The following is a 12,348-nucleotide window of genomic DNA, read 5'->3' as shown; positions in this document are numbered from 1 at the left end:
GGGGGACGCGCGAGCGAGCGCGAGCGAGGAGCAACATCGTGGCCGACTCCACCGAGCAACTCGACGTCCACGGAGCCGGGGTCGCCGCCCCGGCCGACCAGCAGCCGACGCTGCGGCAGCGGCTCGCCGCGGAGGTGATCGGCACGTTCGTGCTGGTGTTCTTCGGCTGCGGATCCCTGGTCTACGCCAACGAGGGCGACCTGCCGACGACGATCGCGGCCGTCGGCCTGGCCTTCGGCATCGCCGTCATGGTCATGGTCTACGCGTTCGGCCGGGTCAGCGGCGGCCACTTCAACCCGGCGGTGTCACTCGGCGCCGCGGTGGGCGGTCGCATCTCCTGGGTCCAGGCCGCGTGGTACGCGCTGGCCCAGGTGGTCGCCGCGGTGCTCGCCGCGCTGATGCTCTTCTTGCTGCTGCACGGGTTCGACGGCTTCGAGGCCGAGCGCAACATGGGCCAGAACTTCTTCGGCGACCAGGGCGGCAACGACTACGCCTGGTGGGCGGCGTTCGTGCTCGAGCTGCTGCTGACCGCGGTGTTCGTGACCGTGATCCTCGCCGTCACCGACGAGCGCAACGAGCACCCCGGGATGGCCCCGCTCGTCATCGGCATGACGCTGGCGGCGATCCACTTCGTGGCGATCCCCGCCACCGGCACCTCGGTCAACCCCGCCCGCTCGATCGGCCCGGCCCTGTTCGCCGGCCCAGACGCGATCATCCAGCTGTGGCTGTTCATCCTGGCGCCCGTCGTCGGCGCCGCGATCGCGGGCGCGGGCTACCCGCTGCTCTTCGGGCGGGCCAGCGACCCGGTGCCCGGCTCGGGGGTGCGGTTCAGCCGGCCGCGCACCGCGGCGCAGGTGCCCGGCTACGCCGCCCCGGACCAGTACCAGCAGCAGTGGAACCAGGAGGTGCAGGCCGGGTACGCCGCGCCGATCGTCCAGGACGGCTGGCAGTGGGACCCGATCGGCCAGCAGTGGCACCCCGTCGGCCAGACGCCCGAGCAGTGGCGCGCCCAGCAGGCGGCCGAGGAGGAGGCGGCCCGCGCCCGGGCCGCCGAGCATCCGGCGACCGAGGCGGTGCCCACGCAGCAGCCGTGGCCCGAGGGCAACTGGCCCGAGAGCGAGCAGGGCGACGGCGGCACCCAGATCAGGCCGCCGGCGCAGTAGGCCCGTCTACCAGGCGCAGCGTGCGGTAGCTCCCCGACACCAACCGCGCCTCGACCAGTCCGATGCCGCGCGCGTAGGACAGCTCGCTGGTGGCGCCCGGCTCGAGCGCGCTGTGCTGCTCGACGAGCAGCAGGTCCGCGAAGGAGCCTGCGGCCACCTCGGCGGTCTCGTCGAGGGCCACCACGCGGGCCACGTCCTCGACCACACCGGGCTCGTAGCCCGTCCGGTACCCGTCGCCGATCCGCGGCCGGGCGAGCATCGCGACGCCGGCCTCGGCGCCGTCCTCCCCCGCCCGCCAGACCCCGGCGCGGCCGAACCACCAGACGTTGCCGGCCTCGTCCTGGGCGAACCAGTCCGTCACCTCGCCGGACGGCTCGGTGCCCACCCGCGCAGTGGTGGCCACCCCGTCGACCACCGGACCCGGCTCGACCCTCACGCGCAGCCGATGGACACCCTCGGCGTCGGTGACGGCGTAGACCCACGTCGTACCCTCCGCCAGCGGGAACCACGGGTTGTCGATCTCGGGGACGAAGTCGGCCGCCGTGGGCGACGACGTCGGGATCGTGAGCTCGTCGACGCCTGCGGGCGGGCTCGGGGACGAGGCGGTGCCGCAGCCGGTGAGGACGGCCAGCGCGCCCGCGAGGAGGAGCGCTCGCACCGTCATGGACCCCAGCATCGCAGGCAACGGCCGCGCTGCTAGCGTCGGGACCGAACCCATCGCGTGAAGGAGTCGTCGTGAGCTCTACCCCGTTGAAGGTCGCCGTCACCGGCGCCGCCGGTCAGATCGGCTACAGCCTGCTGTTCCGCCTCGCGAGCGGGTCGCTGCTCGGCGACCGCCCGATCGAGCTGCGGTTGCTGGAGATCACGCCCGCGCTCAAGGCGCTCGAGGGTGTCGTGATGGAGCTCGACGACTGCGCGTTCCCCAACCTCGCCGGCGTCGAGATCGGCGACGACGCCGAGAAGATCTTCGACGGCGTCAACCTCGCCCTCCTCGTCGGCGCGCGTCCCCGCGGCCCGGGCATGGAGCGCGGCGACCTGTTGTCGGCCAACGGCGCGATCTTCACCGCCCAGGGCAAGGCGCTCAACAAGGTGGCCGCCGACGACGTGCGCATCGGCGTCACCGGCAACCCGGCCAACACCAACGCGCTGATCGCGATGACCAACGCGCCCGACATCCCGCAGGCCCGGTTCTCCGCGCTGACCCGCCTCGACCACAACCGGGCGATCTCCCAGCTGGCCGCCAAGACCGGCGCCGCCGTCACCGACATCAAGAAGATGACGATCTGGGGCAACCACTCCGCCACGCAGTACCCCGACGTCTTCCACGCCGAGATCGGCGGGCGCAACGCCGCCGAGGTCGTCGGTGACCAGGACTGGATCGCCGACACGTTCATCCCGACCGTCGCCAAGCGCGGTGCCGCGATCATCGACGCCCGGGGCTCGTCGTCGGCCGCGTCGGCGGCCTCGGCGACCATCGACGCCGCCCGCGACTGGCTCTTCGGCAGCGCCGAGGGCGACTGGGTGTCGATGGCGGTCGTCTCCGACGGCTCCTACGGCGTCCCCGAGGGCCTGATCTCCTCCTTCCCCGTCACCACCAAGGACGGCGACTGGGAGATCGTCCAGGGCCTGGAGATCGACGACTTCTCGCGCGGCAAGATCGACGCCTCCACCGCCGAGCTCGCCGACGAGCGCGAGGCCGTGAAGGAGCTGGGGCTCATCTGAGGCACCCTGTCCGTTCAGCGCACACGGCCGAGGTCAGCCCAGCAGGGACCTGACCTCGGCCGAGTCGTAGAACTGGGCGAGGCGGGCGCGGATCATCCGCTCCAGGTCGCCGGACTCGCGCAGCGCGTCGACGGCGTACGGCGCGGCCCGGGCGACGTCCGCCACGAGGTCGGCCCGCTCCACACCGAGCTCGTCGAGCAGCTCGGCCGGGGTGTAGCCGCCCAGCCGCTCCAGCAGGGCGTCGACGGCGGCCTCGACCAGCCCGGCGACCGGCTCGCTCGCGGCCGCGGTGACGACCAGGTCGTGCAGGGCGTCGACGACCCCGGCGAGCTGCTCGCGCGTCACCGCGCGACTCAGTCCCGAGACCGGCTCGTCGGCGGCCAGGTCCCAGACCTGCAGCGCCGCCTCGCGGGTCGTGGGGTCCCGCACGGTCTCGACGAGGATCCGGTTCAGCCGGCCGACGGCGTACGCGCCGCCGCGGCCGACCGTGTCGCCGATCAGGCCCTCGAACTGCTTGTCGGCGGCGCCCATGACCTTCGAGGCGGCGTTGGTGCCGAACGACATCAACGAGCCGAGGCCGGGCACCCGTCCGGCGACCGCCTTGTTGGCCTGCAGCACCTCACCGACGATGCGGCCCATGAACCGCGACGCGACGGTCCCGACCAGCGGGCTGGCGGTGAGCCGGTCGAGACCGGCGTCGAGCACGGGGGCGAGCGCGATGAGGCGGTCCAGCAGCGCCTCGACCTGTTCCCGGTCGACCAGGTCGCCGATCAGGTGCTCGCCGGACGGCCCGTCGTAGGCGACCTCGGTGAGCACCTCGACGACGGCGCCGAGAGCGGCACTTCCCGGGACCGTCTCCAGCAGCCGGGTCACGACGCCCACGACGGCGTCGCGGTCCACGAGGTCCTCGATCGGCTGGTCCGCGTAGGCCGCGAGCAGGTCCTCGACCAGCCCGGCGACGGTCTCGGGCAGGGCGTCTCCGCTCAGCTGCGCCAGGTGGTAGGCCACCTGGGCGTCGAGGAGCCGCTCGGCCAGCGACTCGGCGCGGGAGGGATCGGCGGTCACGCACCGACCGTACGCGAGCGGTCGGTGCGGACTACAGGGGCTGGTCGGGGATCGAGCCGGCCAGCAGGATCAGCGCGATGCCGACGCCGGCGAGCAGGAAGCAGTCCCACCAACGCTTGCGTACGGCGAGCATGCCGGCGTCGCGCGCCGGCAGCACCGCCCGGACCACGGCGGCGAACAGCAGCCCGCCGGCGATCCAGCGGATCCCCTGGCGCCACGACCCGGTCGCGACGATCCCGAACCCGATCGCGGTGATCGCGAGGACCACCAGGTAGAACGCGCCGCCGATCGTCGAGGGGTAGCGCCGCCCCCCGTCCTCCGCGGAGACGGGCGCCAGGTCCTCGGGGGGCTCGAGGTCGCTCACGCCAGCCGCTGCTCGGCCATCGCGACGATGTTCGACAGCAGCATCGCCCGGGTCATCGGGCCCACACCGCCGGGGTTGGGCGACACCCAGCCCGCCACGTCCCACACCTCGGGCGCCACGTCGCCGGCGAGCTTGCCGTCGACGCGGGACACCCCCACGTCGAGCACGGCGGCGCCCGGCTTGACCATCTCGGCGGTGACGATGCCCGGGACCCCGGCGGCGGCGACCACGATGTCGGCGTTGCGCACGTGGGCGGCCAGGTCGCGGGTGCCGGTGTGGCACAGCGTCACCGTCGCGTTCTCGCTGCGACGGGTCAGCAGCAGGCCGAGCGGCCGGCCGACGGTCACGCCGCGGCCGACCACGGTCACCTCGGCGCCCGCGATCTCGACGCCGTGGCGGCGCAGCAGCTCGACGATGCCGTTGGGCGTGCATGGCAGCGGCGCGGCCTTGCCGAGCACCAGCCAGCCGAGGTTGGTCGGGTGCAGGCCGTCGGCGTCCTTGGCCGGGTCGACCATGCCGAGCACGCGGTTCTCGTCGCGGCCCTTCGGCAGCGGCAGCTGGACGATGTAGCCGGTGCAGGCCGGGTCGTCGTTGAGCACCCGCACCGCGTCCTCGATCTCCTCCTGGGAGGCGGTCGCGGGGAGGTCGATCCGGATCGACTCGATGCCGACCTCGGCGCAGTCCTTGTGCTTGCCGTTGACGTACCACCGCGACCCGGGGTCGTCGCCGACCAGGATCGTGCCGAGCCCGGGGCGGATTCCGCGCTCGTGCAGGGCCGCGACCCGGGTCGCCAGCTCGCCCTTGATGGCCGCCGCGGTGGCGGTCCCGTCCAGCTTCTGTGCGGTCACGTGCTCATCCTTTCACTGCGCTTTCCTCGGTGGTCGAGCAGCCGCCGAGGATCGAGGCGGCGTATCGAGACCTCAGAGGGGCTGGGTCTCGATACGCGCCGTCGCGACCTCGCAGGCTCGGTCGCGGGCGCTACTCGACCTTCCCACTGGACGCCCCGGCTTCGCCGTGGCTCAGTGGTAAAAGTGCCGGGTGCCGGTGAAGTACATCGTGACCCCGGCGGCCTTCGCGGCCTCGATCGTGAGCTCGTCGCGCACCGAGCCGCCCGGCTGGACGATCGCTGTGACGCCGGCGTCGATGAGGATCTGCGGGCCGTCCTCGAACGGGAAGAACGCGTCGGACGCGGCCACCGAGCCGGCGGCCCGCTCCCCCGCCCGCGAGACCGCGAGCCGGCACGAGTCGACTCGGTTGACCTGCCCCATGCCGATGCCGACCGAGGCGCCGTCCTTGGCCAGCAGGATCGCGTTGGACTTCGCCGCCCGGCAGGCCGTCCACGCGAACGCGAGGTCGGCGAGCACCTCCGCGGAGGCGGGCTCACCGGCCGCGAGCGTCCACGTCGCCGGGTCGTCGCCGGAGGCGTCGACGCGGTCGCGCTCCTGCACCAGCACGCCGCCGCTGATCTGCCGCAGCTCGGTGCCCCGGCCGCCGGCCGGGTCGGCGCAGCGCAGGATGCGGATGTTCTTCTTGCCCTGGAGGATCTCGACGGCGCCCTCGTCGTACGCCGGCGCCACGATCACCTCGGTGAACACCTCGGCGACCTGGCGCGCCATCTCGACCGACACCGGTCGGTTGACCGCGATCACGCCGCCGAACGCGCTCACCGGGTCGCACTCGTGGGCGCGGCGGTGCGCCTCGGCGACGTCGGCGCCGACCGCGATGCCGCAGGGGTTGGCGTGCTTGATGATCGCGACCGCCGGCTCGTCGAAGTCGTACGCCGCTCGCCGCGCCGCGTCGGTGTCCACGTAGTTGTTGTAGGACATCTCCTTGCCGTGCAGCTGCTCGGCGCCGGCCAGGCCACCCGTGCCATCGGTGTAGAGGGCCGCGCCCTGGTGCGGGTTCTCGCCGTACCGCAGCACGGCGGCCTTGGCCCAGGTCTCCCCGGCGAACTCCGGCCAGCCGTCCTCGGCCGGGACGTAGGTCGAGGCGAACCAGTCGGCGACCGCGACGTCGTAGGCGGCCGTGTGCCGGAACGCCTCGGCGGCCAGTCCCTTGCGCTGCTCGAGGGTGAAGCCGCCGGCGGAGACGGCGGCGAGCACGTCGGCGTAGCGGTCCGGCGAGGTGACGATCGCGACCGAGGGGTGGTTCTTGGCGGCCGCGCGCACCATCGAGGGCCCGCCGATGTCGATCTGCTCCACGCATTCGTCGGGGCTCGCCCCCGACGCGACGGTCTCGCGGAACGGGTAGAGGTTCGACACGACCAGGTCGAACGGCTCCACGCCGAGGTCGGCGAGCTGCTGGACGTGGCTGTCCAGGCGCCGGTCGGCGAGGATGCCGGCGTGCACCCGCGGGTGCAGCGTCTTGACCCGCCCGTCGAGGCACTCGGGGAACCCGGTCAGCTCCTCGACCTTGGTGACCGGCAGGCCGAGGCCCTCGATCAGCTTGGCCGAGCCGCCGGTCGAGACCAGCTCGACACCGGCGTCGTGCAGGCCACGGACGAGATCCTCCAGGCCGGTCTTGTCGTAGACCGACACCAGGGCGCGACGGATCGGGATGCGGTGCTCTGACATGGGGTCACTCCTGCTCGCGTGGAAGGAGCACCCAGGCGGTCGATGCTCCCGATGTCACTCCCCGGTGGTCCACCCACCTGCGCCAGTCGTGTGCGGCCAGCATACGGGGGGTCAACCGCCGAAGCGCACCCGCCGACCCTCGATGGTGACGCCCTCGCGGGCCATCCGGCCGACGGAGTCGACCAGCATCCGCCGCTCGGCGACCTTGATCCGCTCGTGCAGCGCCTCGACGTCGTCCCCGTCCTCGACGGGCACGACGGTCTGCGCCACGATCGGGCCCGTGTCGACGCCCGCGTCGACGACGAACAGCGTGGCGCCTGTGACCTTCACCCCGTACGCCAACGCGTCCGCCGGGCCGTGCATGCCGGGGAAGGACGGGGACAGAGCGGGGTGGGTGTTGACGACCCGGCCCGCGAAGCGCTCGAGGAACTCCGCACCCACCAGCTTCATGAACCCGGCGAGCACGACCAGGTCCGGCTCGAAGCCGGCGACGACCTCGGCGAGCGCGTGGTCCCAGTCCTCGCGGCTGGGGAACTGGCCGACCCGGCGTACGAACGTCGGCACGCCGGCCCGCTCCGCGCGCGCCAGCCCCTCGATGTCCTCGCGGTCCGCGCCGACGGCGACCACCGAGGCGCCGTACTCGGGGTCCGCGCAGGCGTCGAGCAGGGCCTGGAGGTTGGTGCCGGCCCCCGAGACGAGCACCACGAGACGGGCGGGACCGGAGGGGTGGGGGGTCACGCGGTGGAGTCTAGAGACGCCTGACTCCGGGCCCGGCGCTGCCACCAGGTCATGAGCACGCCGCCGGCGAGTCCGCCGAGGCCGAACGCCGTGATCGCGTGCACGAGCACGTCGAACGAGGGCGGCCCGACCTCGCGCATCCGGCCCGGGCCGACCGCCCCGCCTGAGACCGCGGCGAGCAGTCCCAGCAGCAGCCCGGCGAGCGCGCCGCCGACGCAGCCGCGCAGCGCCCCGTGGTCCCACCGCAGCGTCGGGAACCGCCGCTGCGACCGGGCCACGGCCACCGCCGCGGTCAGCGGGGGCAGCACGAGGAGGTACGCCGTCCACGCGGGCGTCGGGCCGTTGGCCGGCAGCGCCGCGAGCAGCGGGAACATCGGCAGCGGCCCGAGCGCGACCGCCGTGGGCGAGACGACCGTGTGGACGCCGACGGCGAAGCCGGGCCCCAGCAGGTAGGAGCCGGTGAACACCGCGGCGTTGGGCACGAGCGTCGCGGTGAGCGCGGTGTAGACCGTGCCATCACCGGCGCCGAGGTGCAGGCGGGACATCACGTTGACCGCCGTACCGAAGTCGACGGCCAGCGCGATCGCGAACACCACGGTCGAGACCAGCAGGTAGCCGCCGAGCACCCGCAGGCACGCGGAGACCGCGGCGCGCACGGAGGCGGGCACGAACGCGGCCCAGATCGCCGCCCGGCCCGACCCCACCGAGATGGCCGCCAGGCCGAAGGTCGCGCAGAGCAGCAGCGACCAGCCGACCACGCGCACCAGGGACGGGGCGGTCTCGGCGGTGGCCGCCAGCCGGAAGGTGACGGACGCCACGACGAGGTAGCCCGCGGCGAACGCGGCGGTCGCGGTCGCGACCGTCCAGTCGCGCTCGCCGTCGGCGATCCGGTCGGCGTCGGGCCCGTGGCCCGAGACCGAGTCGCCCACGCGGTGGCCGAGCCGCCACACGGCCCAGGCGGCCAGCGACGTCAGGCCGAGGGGGATGACGCTCACCGCGACCCCGTCGACCCGGAGTCCCGAGCCGTGGGCCAGCAGCCAGCCGAGCGCCCCCACGCGCAACCCGTCGCGTGGGGTTCCGTGTGCGCCGGCGTCGGCGAGGAACCAGCCCACGACCCCGACCGCCAGGCAGACCAGGAGCGTGCCGAGGGCCGCGCTCGCTCCGCCGAGGGTCGCGACGAGCACCAACGGCCGGCGGTGCCGCGCGTCCCCAGCATCGAGGGCACCAGCGCCGAGGGCCCCGCGTCGGGCCGCGGCGGTGGGGTTCGGACCGGGCGGCAGCGATGTCATGGCCCGGCCATCATCACCCTCGGAACCGCCCGGATCGGGGCTCCCACGCCGGTTCCCCGGGGTTCGGCGCGGGTTACTCGAGGGTTCGCCGCGATCGGCCGGGCGGGCTACGGTGGACGACGCCATGAGGGACCCCGACCAGTTCGACGAGTTCTACAAGGACGTCCGCAACCGCCTGTTGCTGCTGACGTACTGCCTGACCGGCGACCTCTCCGCCTCCCGCGCCGCGGTCCGCGACGCCTTCGTCGTGACCGCGCACCACTGGCGCAAGGTGCGCCGCCTGGAGGACCCGGAGGCGTCGGTCAGGGTGCGCGCCTGCGCGCATGCCCAGCGGCGCCACACCGCCAAGCTGTGGCACCGCGAGAAGGGCCTCGACCCCGAGGTGAAGGCGACGCTGGACGCCCTGGGCAAGCTGCCGCCGGCGCAGCGCAAGGTGCTGCTGCTCACCGAGCTGACCACCGCGTCGCTCGCCGAGATCGCCCGGGAGGTCGGGCTGCCCCGCACCGACGCCGAGCGCGAGCTCCAGAGCGCGACCGCCCAGCTCTCGGTGCTCCGCGAGGTGCCGACCACGAGCATCCGCACGCTCTTCGACCCGATCCGCGCGCACGTCGAGGCCAGCCGCTGGCCACGGGCCCCGATCATCCGTCGCGCCGGGTCGGCACGCCGGCGTACCCACACCGTGATCGGCATCGCCACCACCGTCGCCGCGCTCGTGGTCACCGGGACGCTCGTCACCGACGCCGACGGGGTCAGGCCGACGCTCGCCGGGGAGCGCGTGGAGCCGCGGCCGAGCCACAAGCCACAGCCGTCGAGCTCGCCCACCCCCGATCCGGTCGAGGTCCCCGAGAGCAGCCTGCTGAGCGCGGAGCAGATCGGCGCACGGGTCCCGGGCACGGGGTGGGCCATCGCGCGCACCGACGAGAACACCGAGGGCGACGGCCTGGTGATGCCCTGCCAGACCAGCCGGTACGCCGACCCCCGCAGCACCGACGCGATGGTCCGGACGTTCACCTCGTCCGCAGGCAAGGCGACCGAGGCGGTGCAGGCCACCCAGGCCTCGGCCACCCCGAAGGCCGCGGGGCGCGGCTACCGCACCGCCGTGGGCTGGTTCGCCGGCTGCGCCGACGAGCGCGCCCAGCTGCTCGAGACCCGCGAGGTCCGCGGGGTGGGCGACGAGGCGACGCTGCTGGTGCTGCGCACCTGGGACAAGCCGCGCTCGACGCTGGTCGCGGGGGTCGCCCGCACGGGCCTGTTGACCACGACCGTCCTGACCCGCTCCCCCGTCGGTCGCGCGCCCGAGCTGACCCGGTCCGCGCAGCTGCTCGAGAACGCGGTCGACGGCCTCTGCGGGCGCACCGGCGCGGGCGCGTGCACGACCGTGCCCCGGCTCCGGCGGATGCCGCCGGTGCCGGTGGCCGTGGTCCCCGGCATGCTCGCCGAGGTCGACCTGGCACCGGTCGGCGACGTACGCCGCCCCTGGGTGGGGACCGAGCCGCGCCAGGCGCGCACCAACGCCGCCGCCACCAGCTGCGACCAGACCGACTTCAAGGCGCCGGTCAGCAACAGCGCCACCCGCACGTTCCTGATCCCCGGCGCCAAGCTGCGAGCGGAGTTCGGGCTCACCGAGACCGTCGGCACGCTGCCCGAGCGCAAGGCGGCCGGGTTCGTCGACGCCGTCCGCGACCGGCTGCGACGCTGCTCGGACAAGCGCATCGGGACCACGGTCGACCGGATCCGCCAGGACGCGGGCAAGCACCGCGACCTCACGATCTGGCGGGTGACGACCGAGGTCAGCGACAACCGGTCGGTGAGCTTCTTGATGGGCATCGTCCGGGACGGGACGGCGCTCGCGCAGATCGGGTTCGTCCCCGACCCCGCCGCCGGCATGTCCGCCGCCGCGTTCGAGGCGCTCGTGGAGCGCGCCCTGGCCCGGCTCGGGGCGATGCCCGCGCCGGCCGCGGGCTGACCTCGGGAGAAATCCGCCCCGGGCGTGCAACCGTGGTGCCCGCCGAGGCGTATCCCTCTCGACTCGGCACCGAGCCGAGCCGCACACAGACGGGACACAGGGGCGATGGACGAGGCCACGTTCGACGAGTTCTACAGCGCGTCGTTCCAGCGGGTCACCGGCCAGGTCTACGCGATGATCGGCAACCGGGACGAGGCGCAGGAGTGCGTCCAGGAGGCGTTCGCGCGGGCGTGGGCGCACCGCCGCAAGCTCGACCGCGCCGAGCACCCGGAGGCCTGGGTGCGGACCACGGCGTACCGCCTCGCGGTGAGCCGCTGGCGGCGTACGACGCGAGGCCGCAGGCCGGCCGACCGCGCGGTCGGGGCACCCACCGAGGCGGCGGCGCCGAGCGAGGCGCACGTCGCGCTGGTGGCGGCGCTCAAGCAGCTGCCGGAGGCGCAGCGGCAGGCGCTGGTCCTGCACCACATCGCCGACCTCCCCGTCCACGACGTCGCCCGCGAGGTCGGCGTCCCCGAAGGCACGATCAAGGCCCGGCTCAGCCGCGGCCGCGCGGCGCTGGCCGTGCTGCTCGCCGACGACAGACCCGGCGATCTCCAGGAAGGGGCGAGCCATGCGTGACCCGATCGAGGAGCTCGAGAACTTCAGCGTCCCAGGAGCCCCCATGACTCCCCTCCCCGCGTCCGAGGTGCGCCGCCGCGGCGACCGGATCCGCCGGCGCAACAACGTGCTCGCCGGCGCCGCCGCGGTCGCGGTGGTCGCCGCGATCGTCACGCCGATCGCCGTGCTCGCCGACCATGACGACAGCCGGTCCATCCAGCCGGCTCCGCAGACCGACTGGGTGCAGACGGTGCCCGAGGACTTCCCGCTGAACCACGGGATGTTCGGTGAGCCGCCGGTCCGCGCCGCTTCCGGCGTCGAGGACATCGTGCTCTGCGGCACCACGGTCTGGTCGTCCGACGACCCGGTGGCGACCGTCGACCTCGCCGGGGCACGGTTCGAGGAGAACGAGGCGTACCAGGGCCGCACGTTGGCGCTGTACGCCGACGACGCGGCCGCCGAGCAGGCGATGTCGGCGCTCCGGTCCGGCGTCGCGGACTGCCCGCGCGACGAGATCGGCGGCGGTTCGGCGCTGGTGCACCAGGAGATCGACGGGGGGCTGGGCGAGGGGGCGCTCTCGTTCATCGAGCAGGTCGAGGAGCCCGACCTCGTGTCCCAGCTGACCCTGTGGGGTGTGGTCCGCTCGGGCAACGCGCTCTACCTGGACACGTCCTACGGCGCCGCCGGCGGCGACCAGGCGGTGGCGACCGCGCTCTCGAACATGTCGCATCGCTCGGAGGTGGTCCGCGCGCAGCTGTGCGTGTTCTCCGCCGAGCCGTGCGCGACGCCGGGGATCGAGTCGGAGTCGCCGTCCCCGAGCGTCGGGGAGGGCGCGGTCAGCGCGATCCCGCCCGACCTCGAGCTCGACCGC

12 protein-coding genes and 1 riboswitch are annotated in these 12,348 nt (G+C 74.0%); of the genes, 5 read left to right on the top strand and 7 right to left on the bottom strand.

Going from position 1 to position 12,348, the window contains the following annotated elements:
* Positions 1 to 38 precede the first annotated feature (38 nt).
* The gene (locus VGD85_RS04655) at positions 39 to 1,163 is read left to right on the top strand and encodes an MIP family channel protein (RefSeq protein WP_331062275.1); all 1,125 of its coding nucleotides are present in this window, start codon (positions 39 to 41) and stop codon (positions 1,161 to 1,163) included.
* Here VGD85_RS04655 and VGD85_RS04650 read toward each other — a convergent pair.
* Positions 1,144 to 1,827: a hypothetical protein gene (locus VGD85_RS04650; RefSeq protein WP_331062274.1), complete on the bottom strand. Its 684-nt coding sequence runs from the start codon at positions 1,825 to 1,827 to the stop codon at positions 1,144 to 1,146. The genes VGD85_RS04655 and VGD85_RS04650 overlap by 20 nt on opposite strands.
* Before the next feature lie 71 nt (positions 1,828 to 1,898).
* Between VGD85_RS04650 and VGD85_RS04645 the strand changes: the two genes are divergently transcribed.
* The gene (locus tag VGD85_RS04645) at positions 1,899 to 2,885 is read left to right on the top strand and encodes a malate dehydrogenase (RefSeq protein WP_331062273.1); all 987 of its coding nucleotides are present in this window, start codon (positions 1,899 to 1,901) and stop codon (positions 2,883 to 2,885) included.
* Positions 2,886 to 2,918: 33 nt separating this feature from the next.
* On the opposite strand, the gene VGD85_RS04640 is transcribed toward VGD85_RS04645, so the two are convergent.
* From VGD85_RS04640 to VGD85_RS04615, 6 genes are all read right to left on the bottom strand, one after another.
* Positions 2,919 to 3,950, bottom strand: a complete 1,032-nt coding sequence (locus VGD85_RS04640; RefSeq protein ID WP_331062272.1) for a hypothetical protein — start codon at positions 3,948 to 3,950, stop codon at positions 2,919 to 2,921.
* A gap of 31 nt (positions 3,951 to 3,981) precedes the next feature.
* Complete coding sequence (locus VGD85_RS04635) at positions 3,982 to 4,314, bottom strand: DUF3017 domain-containing protein (RefSeq protein ID WP_331062271.1); 333 nt, start codon at positions 4,312 to 4,314, stop codon at positions 3,982 to 3,984.
* On the bottom strand, positions 4,311 to 5,162 hold the full coding sequence (locus VGD85_RS04630) for a bifunctional methylenetetrahydrofolate dehydrogenase/methenyltetrahydrofolate cyclohydrolase (RefSeq protein ID WP_331062270.1): 852 nt from the start codon (positions 5,160 to 5,162) through the stop codon (positions 4,311 to 4,313). The genes VGD85_RS04635 and VGD85_RS04630 overlap by 4 nt, the downstream gene beginning before the upstream one ends.
* Before the next feature lie 171 nt (positions 5,163 to 5,333).
* Entirely contained in the window at positions 5,334 to 6,887 is a 1,554-nt protein-coding gene (gene purH, locus VGD85_RS04625; protein ID WP_331062269.1) for a bifunctional phosphoribosylaminoimidazolecarboxamide formyltransferase/IMP cyclohydrolase, read from the bottom strand.
* A 22-nt stretch (positions 6,888 to 6,909) separates the two neighbouring features.
* Positions 6,910 to 6,987: riboswitch (ZMP/ZTP riboswitch) on the bottom strand.
* Positions 6,988 to 6,998: 11 nt separating this feature from the next.
* Positions 6,999 to 7,625 carry a phosphoribosylglycinamide formyltransferase gene (purN, locus tag VGD85_RS04620; protein WP_331062268.1) on the bottom strand — a complete coding sequence of 209 codons (627 nt, stop codon included), beginning with the start codon at positions 7,623 to 7,625 and terminating at the stop codon, positions 6,999 to 7,001.
* Positions 7,622 to 8,914 carry a DUF6350 family protein gene (locus tag VGD85_RS04615; protein WP_331062267.1) on the bottom strand — a complete coding sequence of 431 codons (1,293 nt, stop codon included), beginning with the start codon at positions 8,912 to 8,914 and terminating at the stop codon, positions 7,622 to 7,624. Before VGD85_RS04615 ends, purN begins: the two co-directional genes overlap by 4 nt.
* A gap of 124 nt (positions 8,915 to 9,038) precedes the next feature.
* On the opposite strand from VGD85_RS04615, the gene VGD85_RS04610 reads away from it, so the two are divergent.
* The 3 genes from VGD85_RS04610 to VGD85_RS04600 form a co-directional block, all read left to right on the top strand.
* Positions 9,039 to 10,880: a sigma factor-like helix-turn-helix DNA-binding protein gene (locus tag VGD85_RS04610; protein ID WP_331062266.1), complete on the top strand. Its 1,842-nt coding sequence runs from the start codon at positions 9,039 to 9,041 to the stop codon at positions 10,878 to 10,880.
* Positions 10,881 to 10,985: 105 nt separating this feature from the next.
* Positions 10,986 to 11,498 carry an RNA polymerase sigma factor gene (locus tag VGD85_RS04605; protein WP_331062265.1) on the top strand — a complete coding sequence of 171 codons (513 nt, stop codon included), beginning with the start codon at positions 10,986 to 10,988 and terminating at the stop codon, positions 11,496 to 11,498.
* On the top strand, positions 11,491 to 12,348 hold an 858-nt coding region (locus VGD85_RS04600; protein WP_331062264.1), incomplete at its 3' end, for a hypothetical protein. The genes VGD85_RS04605 and VGD85_RS04600, both read left to right, overlap by 8 nt.

The organism is Nocardioides sp. (assembly GCF_036401255.1).
Taxonomy (GTDB): Bacteria; Actinomycetota; Actinomycetes; order Propionibacteriales; family Nocardioidaceae; genus Nocardioides.
Note: the sequence above shows the minus strand (reverse complement) of the source record. Positions and strands in the feature narration are given on the sequence as shown.